23 protein-coding genes are annotated in these 20,748 nt (G+C 57.4%); 11 read left to right on the top strand and 12 right to left on the bottom strand.

Annotated elements, in window-relative coordinates:
• Nucleotides 1–70: 70 nt before the first annotated feature.
• Together ACEN2J_RS01095 and ACEN2J_RS01090 are read left to right on the top strand one after the other, a co-directional pair.
• Complete coding sequence (locus ACEN2J_RS01095; RefSeq protein ID WP_442102552.1) at nucleotides 71–577, top strand: molybdopterin-dependent oxidoreductase; 507 nt, start codon at nucleotides 71–73, stop codon at nucleotides 575–577.
• A 50-nt stretch (nucleotides 578–627) separates the two neighbouring features.
• A complete protein-coding gene (locus ACEN2J_RS01090; RefSeq protein WP_442102550.1) occupies nucleotides 628–3,135 on the top strand; it encodes an ATP-binding protein in 2,508 nt (835 codons plus the stop codon).
• Between the two features lie 65 nt (nucleotides 3,136–3,200).
• Here ACEN2J_RS01090 and ACEN2J_RS01085 read toward each other — a convergent pair whose 3' ends face one another.
• Entirely contained in the window at nucleotides 3,201–3,887 is a 687-nt protein-coding gene (locus ACEN2J_RS01085) for a rhomboid family intramembrane serine protease (protein WP_442102548.1), read from the bottom strand.
• Nucleotides 3,888–3,975: 88 nt separating this feature from the next.
• Here ACEN2J_RS01085 and trpS point away from each other — a divergent pair, with 88 nt between their 5' ends.
• From trpS to ACEN2J_RS01070, 3 genes are all read left to right on the top strand, one after another.
• A complete protein-coding gene (trpS, locus tag ACEN2J_RS01080) occupies nucleotides 3,976–5,019 on the top strand; it encodes a tryptophan--tRNA ligase (RefSeq protein ID WP_442102546.1) in 1,044 nt (347 codons plus the stop codon).
• A gap of 461 nt (nucleotides 5,020–5,480) precedes the next feature.
• Nucleotides 5,481–5,978, top strand: coding sequence for a VOC family protein (locus ACEN2J_RS01075; protein WP_442102545.1), 498 nt, complete (start codon nucleotides 5,481–5,483; stop codon nucleotides 5,976–5,978).
• Between the two features lie 73 nt (nucleotides 5,979–6,051).
• Complete coding sequence (locus ACEN2J_RS01070) at nucleotides 6,052–7,308, top strand: Hsp70 family protein (RefSeq protein WP_442102544.1); 1,257 nt, start codon at nucleotides 6,052–6,054, stop codon at nucleotides 7,306–7,308.
• A gap of 131 nt (nucleotides 7,309–7,439) precedes the next feature.
• Here ACEN2J_RS01070 and ACEN2J_RS01065 read toward each other — a convergent pair whose 3' ends face one another.
• Nucleotides 7,440–7,745: an antifreeze protein gene (locus tag ACEN2J_RS01065; RefSeq protein ID WP_442102543.1), complete on the bottom strand. Its 306-nt coding sequence runs from the start codon at nucleotides 7,743–7,745 to the stop codon at nucleotides 7,440–7,442.
• Between the two features lie 229 nt (nucleotides 7,746–7,974).
• On the opposite strand from ACEN2J_RS01065, the gene ACEN2J_RS01060 reads away from it, so the two are divergent.
• The 3 genes from ACEN2J_RS01060 to ACEN2J_RS01050 all read left to right on the top strand — a co-directional run bounded on the left by ACEN2J_RS01060 (nucleotide 7,975) and on the right by ACEN2J_RS01050 (nucleotide 10,080).
• Entirely contained in the window at nucleotides 7,975–8,841 is an 867-nt protein-coding gene (locus ACEN2J_RS01060) for a branched-chain amino acid aminotransferase (protein ID WP_442102542.1), read from the top strand.
• 13 nt (nucleotides 8,842–8,854) lie between these two features.
• Nucleotides 8,855–9,547 carry a site-2 protease family protein gene (locus ACEN2J_RS01055; protein ID WP_442102541.1) on the top strand — a complete coding sequence of 231 codons (693 nt, stop codon included), beginning with the start codon at nucleotides 8,855–8,857 and terminating at the stop codon, nucleotides 9,545–9,547.
• Between the two features lie 77 nt (nucleotides 9,548–9,624).
• Entirely contained in the window at nucleotides 9,625–10,080 is a 456-nt protein-coding gene (locus ACEN2J_RS01050) for a universal stress protein (protein ID WP_442102539.1), read from the top strand.
• Nucleotides 10,081–10,187: 107 nt separating this feature from the next.
• On the opposite strand, the gene ACEN2J_RS01045 is transcribed toward ACEN2J_RS01050, so the two are convergent.
• The 4 genes from ACEN2J_RS01045 to ACEN2J_RS01030 form a co-directional block, all read right to left on the bottom strand.
• Nucleotides 10,188–10,838, bottom strand: coding sequence for a pseudouridine synthase (locus tag ACEN2J_RS01045; RefSeq protein WP_442102537.1), 651 nt, complete (start codon nucleotides 10,836–10,838; stop codon nucleotides 10,188–10,190).
• Between the two features lie 151 nt (nucleotides 10,839–10,989).
• Nucleotides 10,990–11,349: a VOC family protein gene (locus ACEN2J_RS01040; protein WP_442102535.1), complete on the bottom strand. Its 360-nt coding sequence runs from the start codon at nucleotides 11,347–11,349 to the stop codon at nucleotides 10,990–10,992.
• A 30-nt stretch (nucleotides 11,350–11,379) separates the two neighbouring features.
• Nucleotides 11,380–11,835, bottom strand: coding sequence for a GAF domain-containing protein (locus tag ACEN2J_RS01035; protein WP_442102534.1), 456 nt, complete (start codon nucleotides 11,833–11,835; stop codon nucleotides 11,380–11,382).
• An 83-nt stretch (nucleotides 11,836–11,918) separates the two neighbouring features.
• A complete protein-coding gene (locus tag ACEN2J_RS01030) occupies nucleotides 11,919–13,091 on the bottom strand; it encodes a thiolase family protein (protein WP_442102533.1) in 1,173 nt (390 codons plus the stop codon).
• A 99-nt stretch (nucleotides 13,092–13,190) separates the two neighbouring features.
• On the opposite strand from ACEN2J_RS01030, the gene ACEN2J_RS01025 reads away from it, so the two are divergent.
• The 3 genes from ACEN2J_RS01025 to ACEN2J_RS01015 all read left to right on the top strand — a co-directional run bounded on the left by ACEN2J_RS01025 (nucleotide 13,191) and on the right by ACEN2J_RS01015 (nucleotide 15,812).
• Nucleotides 13,191–13,526, top strand: coding sequence for an STAS domain-containing protein (locus tag ACEN2J_RS01025; protein ID WP_442102532.1), 336 nt, complete (start codon nucleotides 13,191–13,193; stop codon nucleotides 13,524–13,526).
• A 9-nt stretch (nucleotides 13,527–13,535) separates the two neighbouring features.
• A complete protein-coding gene (locus ACEN2J_RS01020; protein ID WP_442102531.1) occupies nucleotides 13,536–13,979 on the top strand; it encodes an ATP-binding protein in 444 nt (147 codons plus the stop codon).
• A 255-nt stretch (nucleotides 13,980–14,234) separates the two neighbouring features.
• Entirely contained in the window at nucleotides 14,235–15,812 is a 1,578-nt protein-coding gene (locus ACEN2J_RS01015) for a gamma-glutamyltransferase family protein (RefSeq protein ID WP_442102530.1), read from the top strand.
• 82 nt (nucleotides 15,813–15,894) lie between these two features.
• Here the strand turns inward: ACEN2J_RS01015 and aroC are convergent, their stop codons facing one another.
• The 6 genes from aroC to pyk all read right to left on the bottom strand — a co-directional run bounded on the left by aroC (nucleotide 15,895) and on the right by pyk (nucleotide 20,650).
• A complete protein-coding gene (aroC, locus tag ACEN2J_RS01010; protein WP_442102528.1) occupies nucleotides 15,895–16,995 on the bottom strand; it encodes a chorismate synthase in 1,101 nt (366 codons plus the stop codon).
• Nucleotides 16,992–18,068 carry a phenylalanine--tRNA ligase subunit alpha gene (gene pheS / locus ACEN2J_RS01005; RefSeq protein ID WP_442102527.1) on the bottom strand — a complete coding sequence of 359 codons (1,077 nt, stop codon included), beginning with the start codon at nucleotides 18,066–18,068 and terminating at the stop codon, nucleotides 16,992–16,994. The genes aroC and pheS overlap by 4 nt, the downstream gene beginning before the upstream one ends.
• 148 nt (nucleotides 18,069–18,216) lie before the next feature.
• Nucleotides 18,217–18,612, bottom strand: a complete 396-nt coding sequence (rplT, locus tag ACEN2J_RS01000) for a 50S ribosomal protein L20 (RefSeq protein WP_442102525.1) — start codon at nucleotides 18,610–18,612, stop codon at nucleotides 18,217–18,219.
• A 12-nt stretch (nucleotides 18,613–18,624) separates the two neighbouring features.
• Nucleotides 18,625–18,825 (bottom strand): 50S ribosomal protein L35, encoded by a 201-nt coding sequence (gene rpmI / locus ACEN2J_RS00995; RefSeq protein WP_442102524.1) that lies wholly within the window; start codon nucleotides 18,823–18,825, stop codon nucleotides 18,625–18,627.
• A 119-nt stretch (nucleotides 18,826–18,944) separates the two neighbouring features.
• On the bottom strand, nucleotides 18,945–19,169 hold the full coding sequence (locus tag ACEN2J_RS00990) for a hypothetical protein (RefSeq protein WP_442102522.1): 225 nt from the start codon (nucleotides 19,167–19,169) through the stop codon (nucleotides 18,945–18,947).
• 32 nt (nucleotides 19,170–19,201) lie between these two features.
• Entirely contained in the window at nucleotides 19,202–20,650 is a 1,449-nt protein-coding gene (gene pyk, locus ACEN2J_RS00985; protein WP_442102521.1) for a pyruvate kinase, read from the bottom strand.
• Nucleotides 20,651–20,748: the final 98 nt, after the last annotated feature.

The following is a 20,748-nucleotide window of genomic DNA, read 5'->3' as shown; positions in this document are numbered from 1 at the left end:
TCCGTTTGAACCGGTGCGTTCTGCTTAGATTTCAGGCATATGTCTTTATAACTTAGAAAAGGATCATCCTATGTTGCGAACTGTTTTGCGCGCGGCCACACTTATGGTTGCGCTTGCGGCGCCTAGTTTTGGGGCAGAGCTTGCAGTGCCCAAAGGGGATGTGCTTTTGACCGTTTCGGGTAATGTTGGGGTCAGCAATGCCAACGGCACCGCCGTATTAGACCGTGAGATGCTTGAAGCCATGACGCCGACAACGATCACCACATCAACGATTTGGACAGAGGGCGTTCACAGCTTTCAGGGCGTGTCCCTGAAAGACTTGGTTGACGCGCTGAAGATAAAAGGCACTAATTTGCGTGCCACGGCGGTTAACGATTACGCAATAGAGATCCCGCTATCCGATGCTGTTGAGGGGGGGGCAATCATCGCCTACCGGATCGACGGGAACGAGATGTCACTCCGTGAAAAAGGGCCGCTTTGGGTGATCTACCCCTATGATAGCAAGGCCGACTACCGCAAGGAAGTGATTTATTCGCGCAGTATTTGGCAACTCGACCGGATAGAAGCCTTGCAATAAAGTGACGTTATACATGCTTAAGTGCGTATCCTGATTGGGGAAATGGCTGGATGAAGCAGAAATCCCCGCGGAGTGGAAGCAGCCTTTGGATTTGGGCGGTGCTGGGCGTGATTGGCGCTGCGGTCATTGCGGTTACGTCTGCAAATGTGGTGCGCGATTTGCGTCTGTTGAATTCCGCGCGGTCGGACAATGTGCAATGGACGCTGTCACAAGCCGAGGTCGAATTTCTCGAATACAGGCTTGATCTGGAACGCGCGATCCATTCACCCGATCCTGATCTAAAATCCTTGCGGCGCGAATTTGATATTTTCTATAGTCGCATGGAAACGCTGCGGGTGGCGTCAATCTATGCGCCCCTGCGCAAGCTTGCGGGGTTTTCGCTGCCCTTGGCCGAGTTGCAGGTGTTTTTGTTCGATTCCGTCGATTTTCTTGATGCCGACGATGAAACCCTAATCGCCGCCTTGCCCGACTTGTTGGTTTTGGCCGAAAATGCGGAAACGCGCGCGCGGACATTGTCGAATTCGGGTCTTAGCTTTTTCGCCGATGCCTCAGACCGGATGCGCGAAAAAGTGGCGCTTACGTTGATGCAGATGGCGGCCAGCGTCGCGTTTCTGATTGTCGTTCTCTTGATCTTGGCGCTGTATCAAGGCCGTCTGAACCGCCAAAACATACGCCGCCGCAAAGAGGCGATCGAGGCGAGCGAGCGGATGAATGTTGTCATCTCAACCGCGCTTGATGGTGTTATCGTTGCTGATGAGCGGTGGAGAATAGTAGAGTTCAACGCCGCCGCACAGCAGATTTTCGGCTATAGTGCCGCGCAGGCCATTGGCAAAACTGTCAGTCAATTGATCGTGCCCGACCATCTGGTCGCAGATTACGAAGGCAACATGCGGCGTGATGTGGCTGCGACCGAAAAACAGATCATCGGCAAGGGCCGTATAAAGCTTGAGGCAAAACGCGCCGATGGGTCGGTGTTTCCTGTCGAGGTTTCGTTGCAAGCCGCGACGACCGAAGGCGGCGAGGTGTATATTGCCTTCCTGCGCGATATTTCGCACCGCGTGCGCGCCGAAGCTGAGCTTGTGGCTGCCCTAGATCGCGCCTTGGCTGGTGAGAAAGCAAAGACCGATTTTCTGGCAACGATGAGCCATGAAATTCGTACCCCCCTGAACGGCCTTTTGGGGAACTTATCCTTGCTAGAGGATACGCAGCCAACCGAGCAACAGAACCGCTATATCAAAAATATGGAAATCTCTGGCAAGCTGTTGATGAGCCATATTTCCGATGTTCTGGACATCACCAAATATGATGCGGGCAAGCTGACGCTGCGGCCCGTTGATATGAACCTTAGCACATTGTTGCAAGATATCGTTGATAATCAAAGCGGTGCTGCTGTGGCGCGCAATACCGTCCTTAATTGGGCATGGGCAGGCACACCGGTGGAATGGATACGCGCTGACCGCGACCATATTCAGCATGTGCTGATGAATGTGATCGGCAACGCGGTGAAATTCACCCATGGTGGAAAGATTAACGTCACGCTGCAAGCTGGGGATGATCTGGAAATCGTCGTCCGCGATACGGGCATCGGGATGGATGCCGCGCTTCAGGCGCGGATTTTTGATGATTTCGTGACGGGTGACAGCTCTTATGGTCGTGATGTCGGGGGCACGGGGTTGGGGCTTGGGCTTGCGAAACGGTATATAAACGCCCTTGGCGGCACGATTTCGGTTGAAAGTGCGCCAGGCGCTGGCAGCGTGTTCAGGATCCGCTTTCCAATCAAGCCTATTGCGCCACCCACCAAGACCAAGGGCCACGATGCGCCGATACAAGATGCCATCAGCCGCAGCGTGCTGCTTGTCGAAGACAATGAGATCAACCGGGTGGTTGCCCGCGAAATGCTGCGCGCCGCTGGTCATACAGTGGTCGAGGCGCATAATGGCCGCGAGGCCGTTACATTAGCGCAGAATCAGGCCTTCGATCTGATTTTGATGGATATCAGTATGCCGGTTTTGGACGGGCGCAGCGCGACACGCGAAATCCGCGCAGGGCAGGGGCTGTGCGCACAAGTGCCAATCGTGGCGCTGACGGCCAATGCGATGGCCGAAGAGCAAGAGGCCTATTTGGCCGATGGGATGAACGACGTATTAACCAAGCCACTGTCGCGTGCAGCCTTGCTGCGCGTTGTCAGCACACTGGAGGCACCACAAAACCCTGTGGCGACGCCCGCCGCCACGACGTCTGCGTTGGATGATTTGCGTGATATGTTGGGCGCAAAAGCGCTACAGCAGCTATTGGTGCGTTTTAAGAATGATATTGAGCAGACCATCACAGTTTTAACGGCAGAGACGGCGCAAAGCCCCGTTGAGATGGAAAGCCTCGTCCATAAAGGCGCGGGCAGCGCCGCTTACTTCGGTCTGGTCGATCTGCGCCAAGCCTTGCTGGCCATTGAAACGGCCGCTAAAAACCAAGATCACGCCGCGATACAGGCGGCGATAGCCGCTTTGCCGCAAGTTTGGGACGCAGCTTTACAGATGCTGCCAGCCGAAGGCGATGGCTAAAAACGCTGCGCCTTGCCGCTTTGACGCTGACCGCATTCGTGGGGCTATGTTGCCTAAACCGCCCATCAACGCTCGCGAATCTTTTGCTTCACCCGCGCCCAGCCGCCCGGACTGACCACAAATGACAGAAGAAACCCTGTAAAGAACCCCGCCAGCTCGGCCACCCAATCCCAGCCGCCGCCGAACAGCACGCCGAACAACAGCTGTATCCCCATGAGCATCCCAATCAGGGAAAACGCACGGTATTGGCTGGCGCCGGTCCCCGCGAGATTGGTCCACAACAGGAACGTGAACGCGCCGATCAGCCCGTAGACCGGAGGATACCCGCCGATCAAAGGGCTGTGGATCATCGGCAGCGCCGTGTAGGCGAGGGCACCAGCGAGGGTGGCGCCAAAGAAAACGACCAACACGGCCCAAGGTTTGAAAATCTCAGCCACCATTTTGCCCAATGCCAGCAGGAACACCACGACGAACAGTCCGTGGGTAAAATTCAGGTGGACAATCGGGTAGCTGACAAGACGAAGCAGTTGCTCGGGCGGGTAGTAGTTGGTCTCTATCATCTGGCGCATGAAGTCGGGCGAAAAGGCAAAGCGTTGCACCGCATCTTGGCGCCAGCCGATGCCTGTGGCACCGCCGATAATGCCCACGGCGGCAAGATTAAGCACTACCTCCATTGCGATGATTGGCAGGGCCAGCAGCCAGATGACGGCGGGCAGCGGGTTCAGCGGGGCGGCATTGTGATCGGTTTGCATCGGGCCTCTCATATCAGGGGTCTGATTGACGCCCCTTTGCGGCAAGGGTAAGCCAGTTGGAATGTAATTTCCAGATGGAGTATTCCCTATGGCCGAGCCGGTCCAAACGCCTCATGCCTTTCCGACACGCATTTTCTCTGGCATCCAGCCTTCGGGCGGGTTGACGCTTGGCAATTATCTTGGCGCGCTAAAGCGGTTCGTGGAAAAGCAGGATGAGGGGATCGAAACGGTTTATTGCCTTGTCGATATGCACGCGATTACGGTGTGGCAAGACCCCGTGAAACTGCGCCAACAAACGCGCGAGGCGGCCGCGGGCTTTATTGCGGCGGGGATTGATCCTGCGCGGTCGATCTTGTTCAACCAATCCCAAGTCACAGCGCATGTCGAATTGGCGTGGATTTTCAACTGTGTCGCGCGAATGGGCTGGATGAGCCGGATGACGCAGTTCAAGGATAAGGCTGGCAAGAACTCTGAAAACGTGTCTTTGGGCCTGTTCGCCTATCCTGCGCTGATGGCTGCAGATATTCTGGCCTATAAGGCGACGCATGTGCCGGTAGGCGAGGACCAAAAGCAGCATTTGGAACTGTGCCGTGACATTGCCGCCAAGTTTAACAATGATTTCGGTGTGAACTTTTTTCCGATCACCGAGCCGGTGATTGAAGGCGCTGCAACGCGGGTGATGAGCCTGCGCGACGGCACCAAAAAGATGTCAAAATCCGACCCGTCCGACCAAAGCCGCATCAACCTGACCGATGATGCCGATATGATTGCGAAAAAGATCAAAAAGGCCAAGACGGATGCCGAGCCGTTGCCGAGTGAGCTGGAAGGGCTGAATGACCGCCCCGAAGCGCGTAATTTGGTAAACATCTATGCGGCGCTGGCAGGGATGAGCGCAGAAGACGTGGTGCGCGAACACGCCGGCGCGCAGTTTGGCAGCTTTAAACCGGCGCTGGCCGATTTGGCGGTGTCGGTGATGGGGCCGATTACCACCGAAATGAACCGGCTGATGCAAGATACTGCCGAGATTGACCGGATTTTGGGTGAGGGCGCCGCGCGTGCCGATGCGATAGCCCGCCCGATTGTGGATGAGGTCTATGACATCGTCGGCATGATCCGGTCACGAAAAACCTAACAATTTGTAAAGATTGTTGCGGCTTGTAACCAAGGTAACAGCGCTGCAGGCACAAAGGTGGCATCAAGCAAGTGCGACAAATTTAGGGTCGTGTCGGCTCGGTCCCCCCTGCGCAAGCAGGTAGAGCTGACTTTAATTCGCCTCTGGGCCTGTCCTTGGGTCCAGAGGTTTTTTTATTGTGACTGCGATGCGATTTGGTTTCGGCATTGCAGAGTTGGCCCGCAGCCTGCGCTAACTCCCTTTTTACGCGCTGAGGGTTGTGGGGTATTTGGGTTTGTTGGTTTAGTTCCCCAAGGTAATTGCCAGCCCAGCAGGATTGGTCAAACCTTATTAACGCCCCTTCCCACGGCCCTTGGGAAAGGGCGTTTTTTTTTGCATTTTTGCACGATGGGTGTGCGTTCTCTGGGGTTATGACATGCGTGTGGGTGGGTTAGCCTTGCGGCTTACCAACGGAGGACGCGATGCCCGACACGCCTTTTGCGGCTTTGCCGCCAAATACTATGATTGGCCATGTGCACCTGAAGGTTGCCAATCTTGACCGCGCGGAGGCGTTTTACTGCGGCGTTTTGGGGTTTGAGGTGCAACAACGGTATGGCGATCAGGCTGTATTTTTAGGGGCTGGCGGATATCATCACCACATCGCGCTGAACACATGGGAAAGCCGTGGCGGCCATCCTGCCCCTGCTGGCCATACCGGCCTATACCACACCGCTATTTTGCTGCCAGACCGTGCCAGCCTTGCCGCAGCGGTAAAACGGGTTTTGGCGGCGGGTATAGTGTTAGAGGGGGCTGCAGATCACGGGGTGTCCGAAGCGGTGTATCTGCGCGACCCTGATGGCAACGGCATAGAGCTGTACCGTGACCGCCCGCGTGACGCGTGGCCTCGCGATGCCAAGGGCGGGTTGTTGATGGGCAATATGCGGCTGGATCTGCCGGCCCTATTGGCCGAAGCACCCTAGGTTCAAGCGGGCTTTACACGGGCACGAATTGCCCTTAGACCCCACGCCTTTCCTAGAGCAGTGAGGCCGAGAGATGGCAAAAGCAACGCAGGTTTGTGGCGTCGATTTCGGGACCTCGAATTCGACAGTTTCCATTTTGGTCGACGGGGCCTCGCGGTTGATCCCGCTTGAAGGGGCTGCGACGACTATTCCCTCGGCGGTGTTTTGGGATAGCGACGGCGCCCCGCCCGAGTTTGGCCGTGCTGCAATTGCCGCCTATACCGAGGGTTGGGACGGGCGGCTGATGCGCGGGCTGAAATCGACGCTGGGGTCGCCGCTGATCCATGAGAAAACCCGTGTGGGCAACCGTGCCTTGGCATTCACCGATATTTTGGGCCGGTTTTTTGGCCATTTGCGCGACCAGTTGGATGCCGTACAGCCCGGAACGCGGCACGCTGTGTTGGGGCGGCCTGTGCATTTTGTCGATGACGACCCCGAGGGCGACCAAGCCGCGCAGGATGTGTTGGAACGTATCGCCATTTCCAACGGTTTCGAGCATATCGCCTTTCAATACGAGCCGATTGCGGCGGCGTTGCACTACGAATCGACCGTGCAGGCCGAAGAGCTGGTACTGATCGTCGATATCGGCGGTGGTACTTCGGACTTTTCAATCTTGCGCGTGTCGCCCGAGGGGCGCAGCAAAGCCGACCGTGACAGCGACATTTTGGCAAGCCACGGTATCCGCGTGGGCGGGACAGATTTTGACCGGCTGCTGTCACTGGCGCAGGTGATGCCCGCTTTGGGGCTGGGGTCGATGATCAATAAGGGCAAAACCCCGATGCCTTTGCATTATTACCATGATCTGGCGACTTGGCACCGTATCAACCTTGTCTATGGCGGGCGGGCGATGACCGATATGAAGGAAATTCGCTTTGACGCGGATGAGCCCGCGCTGATTGACCGCCTGATCCGCGTGATCGAAGACCGCAGCGGGCATTCGATTGCTATGGCGGTTGAAGCCGCCAAGATTGAACTGACCGACACACTGGCGACGCCGATCCGGTTGACCGAATTTATCGGCGTGGATACAGGGGCCAGCCGCGGGATGCTGGACGCGGTGGTGCAAAAGCCGGTCGCGCGGATTGTTGAAGCGATTGGCGTGGTGCTGGCGCAGGCGGGTGTGGATGCGTCGCAGATTGGCACCGTGTTCATGACCGGCGGGTCATCGAGCCTGCCCGTGGTGCAAAACGCGGTGCGCGACTGTTTGCCGGGGGTGCGGATTGCCACGGGGGATTTGCTGGGCAGCGTCGGGACAGGGCTTGCGCTGGATGCCGCGCGGCGTTTTGCATAAGCTGCGCTGCGGCGCTGATGGCGTTGCCTCCGGCGGGGATATTTAAGAACAGATGATGAGGTGGGCGGTTGCCCTGCGTTTTGTAGGGTTTGGTTTGCAAACGGTCTGATTTAGAGCGATTGCAAGCCGCCTTAACCCCATTTCATGCCGTTTTTGCCAAGCCGTTCAGAATTGGCGCGGGTTGCGTTGCGCATTGGCGCAATCGCGGCGGCGGTTATTTCATCGGCCGAGCCGCCGCGCAGGGTTGCTTGGCCCGCATCACTGGTGGCTTGCATCATGGCTTCCAGCTTTTCTGTTACCATGCGGCTGTTTTCTTGCGGGCAAACCTTCCACAGGCCCGCCATGCCCATAAGGCGCATGTGAATAACGCTTTGGGCCTCTATCATCATCATGCTCATCTCTATCGCATTATCGAAGAGTGTGGCAACTTTTGTCATTTTGATCTCCTGATCGTTGAGGGCAGGCTATACAATGCTGCACTGCAGCAAAAGGGTAAGTGTTCAGAAATAGGCGGATTGTTGTATTTTACGTTGGGTAAGCTGGGGCAGCCTGCAGCCACGAGGGGGGACAGGCAGGGACGGGTTGCCCCACGGGTTGTGCGACTAGGGCTGGACCATGGGCAAGCGCGGTGGTTAACCTGTGGCGAATGGCAAGAAAGGTGATCCGATGGCGTTTGGCATAAATATCCGTACTTATTTTGAGGGCAAATGGCATGAGGGCGACGTGCCGGTGATGCGCGCCTCGGACCATGGGATGTGGCAAGGCTCGTCGATTTTTGACGGCGCGCGGCAGTTTGATGGTGTGGCGCCTGATTTGGCCAAGCATTGCGCGCGGGCCAATGCCTCGGCCGAGGCATTGATGATTACGCCGACACTGACTGGCCCCGAGATGGAGGCGATCGCGCGCGAAGGCTTGCGGGCCTATGGCGCAGGCCAAGCCGTTTATGTGCGCCCGATGTATTGGGCGCTGGACGGGTCAGAGCTGGGGGTTGCGCCGAAAATGGGGGCCACCGGCTTTGCGATGGCGCTGGAAGAGGTGGCGATGCCAGACGTTGACGCCGCGACCACGCTGACGCGCACGCGGTTTCGCAGGCCAGTGCTGGAAGACAACGTCTGCAACGCCAAGGCAGGCTGTCTGTACCCCAACAACGCGCGGATGCTGGTCGAGGCGAACTCCAAAGGGTTTGGCAATGCTTTGGTCGCCGATGCGATGGGCAATGTGGCCGAAACGGCGACCGCAAATGTGTTTATGGTGCGCGACGGTGTGGTGTTTACCCCGATTGCGAATGGCACGTTTTTGTCGGGCATTACCCGCGCCCGCCACATCGCCAACCTGTGCGCCGATGGTGTAGAAGTGGTGGAAACCGTGCTGACGTTTGAAGATTTCCATGCGGCGGATGAGGTGTTTCTGTCCGGCAACTTTGCGAAGGTGACGCCGGTAAAGGCGTTTGACGGTACCGATTATGGCATTGGCCCTATGACGCGGCGGGTGCGTAGCCTGTATTGGGATTGGGCGCATAGCGCTGGCGCGTAACAAGGGCCTGAATATGTTTCAAAATGATCGCACGGTGTTTTCGGCCCACACCCGCTTTGGCTTTGCTGTGGAAATCAAGCAATCTATTGCCATGTTGGCGGTGTTTTATCTGGTGTTTTCACTCGGCTCTGTGCAGGGCGCGATTGATGCGGTGGTTATGGTTGCGCTAATCCTGCTGGCGATTTTCTTGCATGAAATGGGCCATGCTTGGGGCTGCTATGTGCAAGGCATCACGGTGCGGCGCGTGGTGATCTTTGGTGGCGGCGGGTTTTGTGAGCATGGGCCAAGCAGCTATAAACAAGACGAGCTGATCGTGGCGATGGGGCCGCTTGTGAACCTGACGCTATGGGCTGTGGCCTCGCTTGCTGCAAACTGGGCCTATGGCTGGTTGGATACAAGTGAAACCTATTGGCACCATGAGCTGTTTTACTGGGTCGACACCTTCGGCTTTCTAAACCTCGCGCTGTTTGTCTTTAACATGGTGCCGGTGCAGCCGTTGGATGGCGGCAAGCTGTTTCACATTATGATGCGCAAGTTTATGCCACCTTTGGATGCGTTGCGGGTGGCGGGGGCTGTGGGGGTGGTGTTTTCCGTGCTGTGGTGGCCGGGGCTTTTGTTTTTGTTCCTGACCACGGGGTGGCTGCTGTTTTTCGCGCCCTCGCTGAAACAGCATTTGGCGATGATGCGGGGCGAGAGCGCGGCGTAAACGCGCTTTGCTACGGGTAATGCTTGCAAGCTGGGGGGCATATGCGCCATGATCTGCGCAGCAACGCGAGGGAATAGATGCGTAAGTTTATGGTGGTGCTGGATGACAGCCGTGAATGTTTGAACGCGATGCGCTTTGCGGCGCTGCGGGCGGCCCATACTGGGGCAGGGGTACAGATTCTGTCGGTCATCCCGCCCGAGGAATACCAGCATTGGATGGGTGTCGCCGATCTGATGCGGGCCGAGGCACGCGAACGGATCGAAGCGCATTTTGAGGTGTTCGCCAAATGGATGCGCGACAAGCAAGGCGTTAACCCCGAGTTGGTGATCCGCGAAGGCGATCCGCTGACCGAGATTTTGGCGCAGGTGAATGACGATCCTCAAATCGGGATTTTGGTCTTGGGCGCAGGGAGTGATAAATCCGGCCCCGGCCCTCTTGTCACCCAGCTTAGCCGCAGTTCGGGCGGGTTGCCGGTGCCGATTACGATTGTGCCGGGTGATATGTCTAAGGAACGGCTGGAAAAGATTACCTAAATTTTGGCAGTCCGGTTGTGCGCTTGGGGTGCAGTGGCATGGTAAAGATGAAAATGAAGGCTTCGGTCAGCCCAGCTTACAAAAAACGGCTGGCTGATGCGCCCCTTTTAAAACGGGCATGCCGCAGAAAAGCTCATCGCGGCCCCACTTTCAGGGTGCCGGATTTTTAAGCTGTCAGCATGCAGCATCAAACGCTCATACTCTAGCGCTGGTCCTGTCGCATATAAAGGGTCCCCCAAAATCACATGCCCGATCGACTGCATATGAACCCGCAATTGGTGGCTCCGCCCCGTTAGCGGGGTCAGCTTCATTCGGGTTTCACCAGCCCCCCGTTTTAAGACCCGCCAATCGGTGATCGAAGGCTTGCCGATCTCATAATTCACATGCTGGCGGGGCCGGTTGGGCCAGTCTACACACAGCGGCAAATCAACCCGTCCGGCGTCTTCGGTGACATCGCCCCATACCCGCGCGAGATAGATTTTCTTGGTCAGCCGTTTTTCAAACTGCTGTCCCAAAAAGCCCTGCGCGGCCTTGGTCCGGCCAAAGATCATCACGCCCGAGGTGTCGAGATCTAGCCGATGCACCAGCAAGATGTCGGGGAAAGCATCCCGCAGGCGGTTGATAAAACAATCGTCGCGGTCTTCGCCCTTGCCGGGCACCGACAGCAGGCCAGACGGTTTGTCCGCGACCACGATGTGATCGTCGCAATACAGCACAACAAGGGGTGTCATTGGCGGGGTATAGATAAATTCGCTCATTCTTTGCCATTAGCGCAAAGACCCCTCGCAGACAATCTGGTCTAGGTTAATTCTATCTGGTGATGCCGAACCTCAAATCCTTTTGCACCCCGCCTTTGTGCCGCGCAAAATGATTTGAGGTTTGGCGCTATGGGCCGCTCGGAACCCCAGCCTAGACCTGTTGCAGCAACTCGATACGGTTGCCGAACGGATCGTTGATATAGATCCGGCGGATACCTGGAAGGTCTTGATCTGTTTTGGGCTCTAACCCTGCAGATTGTAGCTGTTTGGTGACGCGGCTCAGGTCTGCCACCTCAAAGGCCGGATGCGCCTTGCGGGCGGGGATGAAAGGGGTTTCAACGCCCAGATGCAGGCGGATCGGGCCTGCCTCAAACCAGATACCGCCACGCGCTGCCAGTGCTGCGGGCTTGGGCGCGGCGGTCATGCCAAGGATACCCGCGTAAAACGCCTCGGCCTGTGCCTCGCCGCCTTGTGGCATGGCAAGTTGGACGTGGTGCAAGGAAATCAGCATGGGAACTCCGGTGTTGGGGGGCACGTTAGATCAAATCGCGGCCTTGAACAGATCGGCCATCAGGCGGGTCAGTTCAGCGACGTCAGTCTGGGTAAAAGCATCGGGGGTGTTGCTGTCCAAATCCAGCACAGCCAGCAATTGCCCAGCCCCGTTCCAAACCGGCAGCACCAATTCCGAACGGGTCGAGGACGCGCAGGCGATGTGGCCGGGGAAGGCATCGACATCAGGCACCAGTTGCGGCTGGCCCGTGCGCGCCGCAGCCCCGCAAACCCCGCGTGAAAACGGAATGACGAGGCAACCGTGGCCGCCTTGGTAGGGGCCAATTTTCAAGGTCTCATGTGCAGTGACGCGGTAAAAGCCGGTCCAATCTGACAGCTCATGCGCGTTGTGGAGTTCGCACGCAATGGTTGCCATCAGGGCAACGCCATCGGTTTCCCCAGTGCAAAGCGCGTGGAGGGTTTGGGATAGCTGTTTGTAATCGGGCATGGTGGTCTTTCTGTTTGATGCAAGAGCGGGGGCCAGCCCCCGCACCCCCGAGATATTTGTGAACAGATGATTGGGAAAGGGTTTTAAGGGCGCTCAATAGCGATTGCGGTGCCTTCGCCGCCGCCGATGCAGATAGCTGCGATGCCGCGTTTGAGATTGCGGGATTCGAGGGCGTGCAAGAGGGTGACGATGATACGTGCGCCGGATGCGCCGATAGGGTGGCCCAAGGCGCAAGCACCACCGTTTACGTTCACCTTTTCATGCGGGATTTTGAGCTGTTGCATAAAGGCCATTGGAACAACGGCGAAGGCCTCGTTGATTTCCCACAGGTCGACGGTGGATGTTTCCCAGCCCAAGTTTTGCAAGAGTTTGCGCGCGGCGGGTATGGGGGCGGTGGGGAAATCGGCCGGGGCTTGGGCATAGCTGACGTGGCCGAAAACATAGGCGCGGATGGGGAGGTTATGGGTTTTTGCGGCGGTTTCGGAGGTGAGCAACAAGGCCACCGCGCCATCGGAGATAGATGAGGAATTGGCGGCCGTGACGGTGCCGCCGGTGCGAAAGGCAGGTCTCAGGGTCGGGATCTTTTCGGGGCGTGCTTGGGCGGGTTGCTCATCGCTGGCTACGATGAGATCGCCTTTGCGGGTGGTCACCGTCATCGGCGCAATTTCGGCAGCAAAGGCGCCCGAAGCTTGGGCCGCCAGTGCGCGTGTGAGCGAGGCGAGCGCGTAGGCATCCTGATCGGCGCGGGTAAAGCCGAAGGCTTGGGCGCAATCTTCGGCAAAGGAGCCCATCAGGCGCCCGCCGTTATAGGCGTCTTCAAGCCCATCGTGGAACATGTGGTCAATGGCCGCCACATGCCCCAGCCGCGCCCCGCTGCGCATTTTTGGCAGAAGATAGGGTGCCTCGGTCATGCTTTCCATGCCGCCAGCCACTATGATTTGGGCCTGTCCCAGTGCGATTTGATCATAGGCCATCATCGCGGCTTTCATCCCCGAACCGCACATCTTATTCACCGTGGTCGCGGGTACGGACTGTGAAAGACCGGCGGCAAAGCCTGCCTGCCGCGCCGGTGCCTGCCCTTGGCCTGCGGGTAACACGCAGCCCATCAGAAGTTCTTCCACAAGGTCAGGGTTGCAGGTGCCCAATGCGGCGCGAATCGCTGTCCCGCCCAAGGTTGCGGCCGAAACCCCCGAGAAGGCCCCTTGGAACCCGCCCATCGCGGTTCGTGCGGCCCCAGAGATAACAACTTTATGCATTTCACCCTCAAATCCGCGATTCAGTTACGGAATGCTAATCACTGGGTTCTAGGCTGCAAGCACCGATTGTGTGCCAGATTAAGTAAAGGAGTGTGCAGGATGAACCTGACTGCCAACGTACAAGACGCCTTTTTGGTTGTCACCGTGAACGAAGACCGCATCGACGCCGCCAGCGCAATTCAATTCAAAGAACGTATGCGCGAGGTGACGCAAACCCCGTCTGAGCGTGTTTTGCTTGATCTGTCACAGGTCGCTTTCCTTGACAGCTCAGGTTTGGGGGCGGTGGTTGGGGTGATGAAACTCTTGGGGCCGGACCGCAAGCTTGATTTGTTTGGCCTTACGATTACAGTTGCCAAGGTGTTCCGGCTGACCCGAATGGATACCGTGTTCACAATCCATGCCGCGATGCCCGAAGGTCTGCGCAAGGCAGGCTAAGGTGGGAATATGAAAAAGCAGGCGATGCAGTTTACGATAGAAGGGTCTCCGCTTGCTGTACGTCGCGGTTTGGCTGCCATGCTGGCCTGTTCTGCGCTGCGTGGCTTGGACGTATGCGCGCGCGGAACAGCGGAAATCGTTTTGGCCGAGGTGTTTAACAATATCGTTGAACACGCCTATGCTGGGCAGGCGGGGAGTATCTCGGTCAGCCTCTGTGATCTGGGCATGGGGGTAGAGGTTGTCGTCACCGACCAAGGCCACGCTTTCCCGCAAGAACAGTTGCCGCAAGGCAAACTCCCCCCCATCGACGCAAGCCAAGATTTGCCCGAAGGCGGGTTCGGTTGGTATCTTATCCGCACACTCGTCCAAGATTTAACCTATCGGCGGTCGCAATCAACCAACCATCTGTCGTTTGTCCTGCCCGCAGACGCCACTCTGGCACGTGTGGATTGAAAAACCGGCACATGTTTAAGATTGCCCCGATCCGCCACGGCCTTGCCCCGATTTTCCCGCACCTCAAACATTATCTGCAGCTAGATTGGCACTGTAGCTGAACAAAGCTTCCCTCGGCGTTGCGACTATTGTCCCCACTCAGTGCGCAACGCCGGGGCTTTCCATTTCAATTGTATGGCGAGACAGTCAAATTGCGGGTTCCAGTCGGCACTTTTTTCGGATTTACTTCGGGACAATCAGACTGGGGGGAACAGAATGCGTGATTTTCAAATGCCGGGCCGTTCGGCCGTTTACGCTGCCAATGGTGTGTGCGCCACGTCGCACCCGCTGGCTGCAAGTGCCGCAATTGATGTGCTAAAGGCGGGCGGAAACGCAGTCGATGCTGCAATCGCTGGTGCCGTTTTGCTTGGCTTTTGTGAACCGCAAATGACCGGCCTTGGCGGTGATTGTTTTGTTCTTTTTAAACCTGCGGGCACCGAGGACATTCACGCATTGAACGGTTCCGGCCGCGCACCAAAGGGGTTGGATGCCAACGCTTTGCGTGCCCGTGGCCTTACTGCGATGCCGCTTTACGCGCCCGAGGCGGTTACAATCCCCGGCGCGGTTGATGCATTCTGCCAACTTTCCGCCGATTGGGGCCGCATGTCGCTGGCTGAAACCCTTGCCCCCGCGATTCGTTATGCGGATGAAGGTGTTCCCGTCGCCCCTCGTGTCGCCAAAGATTGGGCCGAGGCTGAACATTTGCTGCAAGGTCGCGCCCGCGAAACCCTGCTTTTGGGCGGCAAAGCCCTGACTTTGGGCCAAATCTTCCGCGCCCCCGGTCAGGCCGAGGTTTTGCGCAAAATCGCGGCCCAAGGGCGCGCCGGTTTTTATGAAGGTGAGGTCGCGCAAGATATGGTCGCCTCATTGAATGCGCTGGGCGGCACCCACACGCTGGATGATTTTGTCGAAACGAAATGCGATTACGTCACCCCCGTGTCGGGGCCTTATAAGTCGGTCGATTTGTACGAGCATCCGCCAAACGGCCAGGGCGCTACTGCGATTCTGATGCTGAAAATCCTGTCGCATTTCAACATCGCTGCGATGGACCCTTTCGGCGCTGATCGCGCGCATATCGAGGCCGAGGCGACCAAGCTCGCCTATGATGCCCGCAACCGGTTTATCGCGGATCCCGATCAAACCAAGCGGCTCGATCACATGCTTTCCGATGAAACGGCGGCAAAATTGGCGGCGCTGATTGACCCGAAACGTGCCATGGCTGCCGCAGCACCTCTGACGGAATCGGTCCACAAGGACACCATCTATATCACCGTGGTCGATAAGGATCGCATGGCCGTCTCGCTCATCTACTCGGTCTATCACAGCTTTGGCGCCTGCCTTGCCTCGGATAAATTCGGCATCAATTTCCAGAACCGTGGCGCGGGCTTTACCCTGCAACACGGCCACCCGAATGAGGCCGCCGGCGGTAAGCGCCCGATGCACACAATCATTCCCGGCATGATTGCCGAAAATGGTCGTGTCACCATGCCATTCGGCGTCATGGGCGGCGCGTATCAACCCTGCGGCCACGCGCGCTTTGTTTCAAACATCCAAGATTTCGGCATGGACCCGCAATCCGCAATGGACGCCCCACGCTGCTTTTCAGGGGCTGAAGGGATGGAGGTTGAACGCGGATATTCCGACGCCGTCCGGGCTGATCTCGTGGCCCGTGGCCATGATGTCAATATTCCAGTGGTCCCGCTTGGCGGCTCGCAAGCGATCAAGCTCCACGCCGATGGCCTCCTCGAAGGCGCATCAGACCCGCGTAAAGACGGCTGCGCCTTGGGTTACTGATCGGCCCATTTCATCTTGGTCAATACCTACAGGGGGTGCGGGGGGCAGTCGCCCCCCGTTTGGCTTTTGGACATCGCGGTCTTTAACCGATCACACCGCGCACGCCACCGGTCTGGCCACGGTCCATCAGGAAATGGTCCAACAAAACACAGGCCATCATCGCCTCACCCACCGGCACGGCGCGAATGCCGACACAGGGGTCATGGCGGCCCTTGGTGATCAAATCCACCTCTTCGCCCGCGACAGTCACGGTTTGTCTTGGCGTCAAGATCGAAGATGTCGGCTTTACCGAAAAGCGTACCACGACATCTTGGCCTGTCGAGATTCCACCCAAAATCCCACCGGCATGGTTGCTTAGAAACCGCAATCCGTCATTGCCCATGCGAATTTCATCGGCATTCTCCACGCCCGTCAGCGCCGCCGCCGCCATGCCTTCGCCAATCTCAACGCCTTTGACCGCGTTGATCGACATCATCGCCGCTGCCAAATCGGTGTCTAGCTTGGCATAAATCGGCGCACCAAGTCCCGCAACCATACCCCGCGCGGTCACCTCAATCACCGCACCAACCGAGTTATGGGCGCGGCGCAAATCATCCAAATACACCGCCCACTCATCTGCTGCGACAGCATCCGGAACCCAAAACGGGTTCTCGTCAATCTGGTCCCAATCAAACCGCGCGCGGTCAATCACATGCGGCCCCATCTGCACCATATAGCCGGTTACCGACAGCCCCGGCACCAGTTGCGCAAGTGCTGCCCGCGCCACGCCGCCCGCTGCAACCCGTGCCGCCGTTTCGCGTGCCGAAGACCGCCCACCGCCGCGCGGATCGCGGATACCGTATTTTTGATGATAGGAAATATCGGCATGGCCGGGCCGGAACTTTTGGGCAATATCGCCGTAATCTTTTGACCGCTGATCGGTGTTTTCAATCATCAGCTGGATCGGCGTTCCCGTTGTTTTGCCTTCATACACACCCGACAGAATGCGCACTTGGTCAGCCTCTTGCCTCTGGGTCGTAAACTTGTTCTGCCCCGGCTTGCGTTTATCCAACCACGGCTGAATATCGACCTCGGTCAACGGCACGCCGGGCGGGCAACCATCCACCGTTGCCCCCAACGCCGGACCGTGGCTTTCACCCCAAGTCGTCACGCGGAACATATGGCCAAAGGTGTTAAAGCTCATGCCACGCCGCCTGCCAGCTCGGGTACGTTCAGCGCGGAAAAGCCGTAATGGCGCAACCAACGTAGATCGGATTCAAAGAAAGCACGCAGATCGGGGATGCCGTATTTCAGCATCGCCAAGCGGTCGATCCCGATGCCAAAGGCAAAGCCTTGCCATTCCTCGGGGTCAACACCGGCAGCCGTAAGCACCTTGGGGTGGACCATGCCAGACCCCAAAACTTCCATCCAGCCGTCGCCTTCACCGATACGCAACTGGCCGTCAATCCATGAGCATTGAATATCGACCTCGGCCGACGGCTCGGTGAACGGGAAATGGCTGGCGCGGAACCGCGTTTTCACCGGTTTGCCGAAAAACGCGCTGAAAAACTCTTCCAATACCCATTTCAGGTTGGCCATCGACACGTCTTTGCCAATCACCAAGCCTTCAACCTGATGGAACATGGGCGAGTGGGTTTGGTCCATATCCATGCGGTACACACGGCCGGGGCAGATGATGCGAATAGGCGCGCCTTGCTCCATCATTGACCGAATTTGCACAGGGCTGGTGTGGGTCCGCAGCACATGCGGCGGGCGGTCGTCGTCGATCGCGCGGTTCATGAAAAACGTGTCATGCTCTTGGCGTGCGGGGTGCTCGGGTGGGATGTTCAGCGCGTCGAAATTGTACCAATCCGATTCCACCTGCGGCCCCTCGGCCACGGCAAAGCCCATATCGGCGAAAATCGCGGTCAGTTCCTCGGTCACTTGGCTGACGGGGTGGATGGTGCCCGCAGGCCGTGGCCGCGCGGGCAGGGTCACATCCAGCCATTCCGTGCGTAGGCGCGCATCCAGTGCCGCATCGGCCATCGCCGCCTTTTTGGCCCGCAGGGCCGCGTCAATCTCATCTTTCAACGCGTTCAACGCGGCACCAAATGTGCTGCGCTCTTCGGGTGTCATCTTACCCAGTTCACGCATTTTCAGGCTAATCTCGCCCTTTTTGCCCAATGCAGCCAGCCGCACCTCTTCCAGCGCCGCCTCATCCGCAGCATCTGCTACGGCGGTCAGGTATTTGGCCTTTAGGTCATCAAGCGCGGTCATAGGTTTTTCTCCGGAAATTTGTGGTTCGGTGCTATCGGGCAGGGGGCAAAAATGCAAGTGGCACTCGTACTGTCGCGTGCTGCAACGCCAGCCCAGAAACGCAAAAAGCCCCGCAAAACTGCGGGGCCTTTCACGAATTCACATCAAATCAAGCAGCAGCGGCAGCTTTTGCTTCTTCTGATTTGTCGAATGCCGCTTTGGCGGATGCTGCGATGACGTTGAACGCCTCCGGCTCATGCACTGCCAGATCGGCCAGAACCTTACGGTCCACTTCGATACCCGACAGCATCAAACCATTGATGAAACGGGAATAAGTGAAGCTTGCATCAAACAAACGCACAGCAGCGTTGATACGTTGGATCCACAGAGCGCGGAAATTGCGCTTGCGGGTCTTACGGTCGCGTGTTGCGTATTGGTTTGCTTTATCAACCGCCTGCGTTGCAGTGCGGAAGTTGGTGCTGCGCGCGGCATAATAGCCTTTTGCAGCCTTAATTACCTTGCGGTGACGGGCGTGGGTAACGACGCCAGATTTTACGCGGGACATCTTTGGCTCTCCTTACCGGTTATAGGGCATGTATTTTTTGACGATTTTCGCATCCGAGTCACACAGGATCATAGTCCCGGCTGTGTCGCGGATAAATTTCGTCGTACGTTTAATCATGCCGTGGCGTTTGCCGGCTGGGCCAGCTTTTACCTTACCGGATGCGGTGAAGCGAAAGCGCTTCTTGGCCGCAGATTTGGTCTTCATCTTGGGCATTTCCATCTCCTCGTTAGAGTGGTTATCGCGCGACTCGGCATGCCACTTGAGCCGGTCACACGGTTGTAGAAGGGCGGTCTATAGGGGGCAAGTCCCCCAAGCGCAAGCCGTAAATACCGTTAATGGGTATAGCGGCCAATCACTTTGAAAAAGATATGTGGAATTTCAGCAACGGTATAGCCGCCTGCCTTGTTTTGAAAGGCCACGACCAAAAGCACGCCCGCAATCAGCACCATAATAGCGCCTGCGCTGGGGGCGCGGCTATCCGACAAAGCCGATAGCAACGACGGAATTGCAAGGACCCCGACGATAAGGCCGATAACCAAAAGCAGGTCGGGATCCATGCGTTACTCCAAATACCTAAAAGTTTTAGGTATTATTCAGCTTCGGATGTGTAAATCAACCGCTCATCGCAAGGGGCGACGCGCAGAATGTTGGTGGTGCCGGGTACGTTGAAAGGTACGCCTGCGGTGACCACGATTTGCTCATGCTCTTTGGCAAAGCCATCCGCACGTGCAGCACGAACGGCCGCCAACACAGCACCTTTAAAGCGGCCCTGCGGTTCGGACATAACGCAATGCGCACCCCAAGTCAGCGTCAAGCGCCGCGCCGTCCGCGCCAAAGGCGTCAGCGCGATGATCGGAACGCGTGGCCGTTCACGGGCCACAAGGCTAACTGTGGTGCCCGATTGGGTAAAGCAGCAGATCGCTTTGATGTCGGTTGTCTCAGCAATCTCACGCGCGGCGGAAACAATCGCATCGGCCACAGTGTTTTTCGAGCCACGGCGGCTCGACTCAATCACTTCGCGGTAAATCGTATCGCTTTCGACCGAGATTGCCACGTTGTTCATCGTGGTCACGGCTTCAACCGGGTAATCGCCAGCTGCCGATTCGGCCGAGAGCATAACCGCATCCGCACCTTCATAGATCGCCGTCGCCACGTCCGACACTTCGGCGCGGGTTGGCACTGGCGCGGTAATCATCGATTCCAGCATCTGTGTTGCCACAATAACCGGCTTGGCCGCAGCCCGCGCTGCACGAATCAGACGTTTCTGGATCGGCGGCACCGCATGTACCGGCAGTTCCACGCCCAGATCGCCGCGCGCAACCATGATCCCGTCCGACACGGCCAAAATCGAATCAAACGATTTCACCGCAGCCGGCTTTTCGATCTTCGACATGATCGCCGCGCGCCCACGGGTCAGTTCACGCGCTTCAAGCACATCTTCGGCCCGCTGCACGAACGACAGCGCCAACCAGTCGGCACCCATTTCACAGGCAAATTCCAAATCGGCACGGTCTTTTTCCGACAAGGCGGCCAGCGGCAGCAGCACATCAGGCACGTTCACGCCTTTGCGGTTCGAAATAGTGCCGCCAACTTCGACGACACATTCGGCAAAATCATCAGCGCGCTTTTGCACTTTCAGACGGATTTTCCCGTCATTCACCAACAGCGTAGATCCAACCTCTAGCGCCGCGAAAATCTCGGGGTGGGGCAGGTTCACGCGGGCGACAGTGCCCGGCGTTTTATCAAGATCCATGCGGAAGGTCGCACCTTCCACAAGCTCTTCGCCTGCATCATTGGCAAACACGCCAACGCGCAGTTTTGGGCCCTGAAGGTCGGCCAGCACGCAGATCGGACGGCCTGTATCGGCTTCAATCTTGCGAATAATATCATAGCGGGCGCGCTGTTCGTCATGCGTGCCGTGGCTCATGTTCAGGCGAAACACATCGGCGCCTGCCTCAAACAGCGCGCGGATGGTTTCATATGTCGAAGAGGCTGGGCCCAGTGTGGCCACAATTTTAACATTGCGTAGGCGTCTCATATTGCCTCATTCCTATCTGTTAGTAGCGGGTGTATGGCGTAAATTAACTGCGTTATGGCCCAAATTGTCGCAGGGGGCAAGGTTGAGTTGATAGCGCT

Origin of the sequence: Pseudorhodobacter sp. W20_MBD10_FR17 (assembly GCF_052119765.1) — a bacterium.
In the GTDB taxonomy this organism is placed as follows: Bacteria; Pseudomonadota; Alphaproteobacteria; order Rhodobacterales; family Rhodobacteraceae; genus Pseudorhodobacter.
This window is presented reverse-complemented; position numbering and strand designations above follow the sequence as displayed.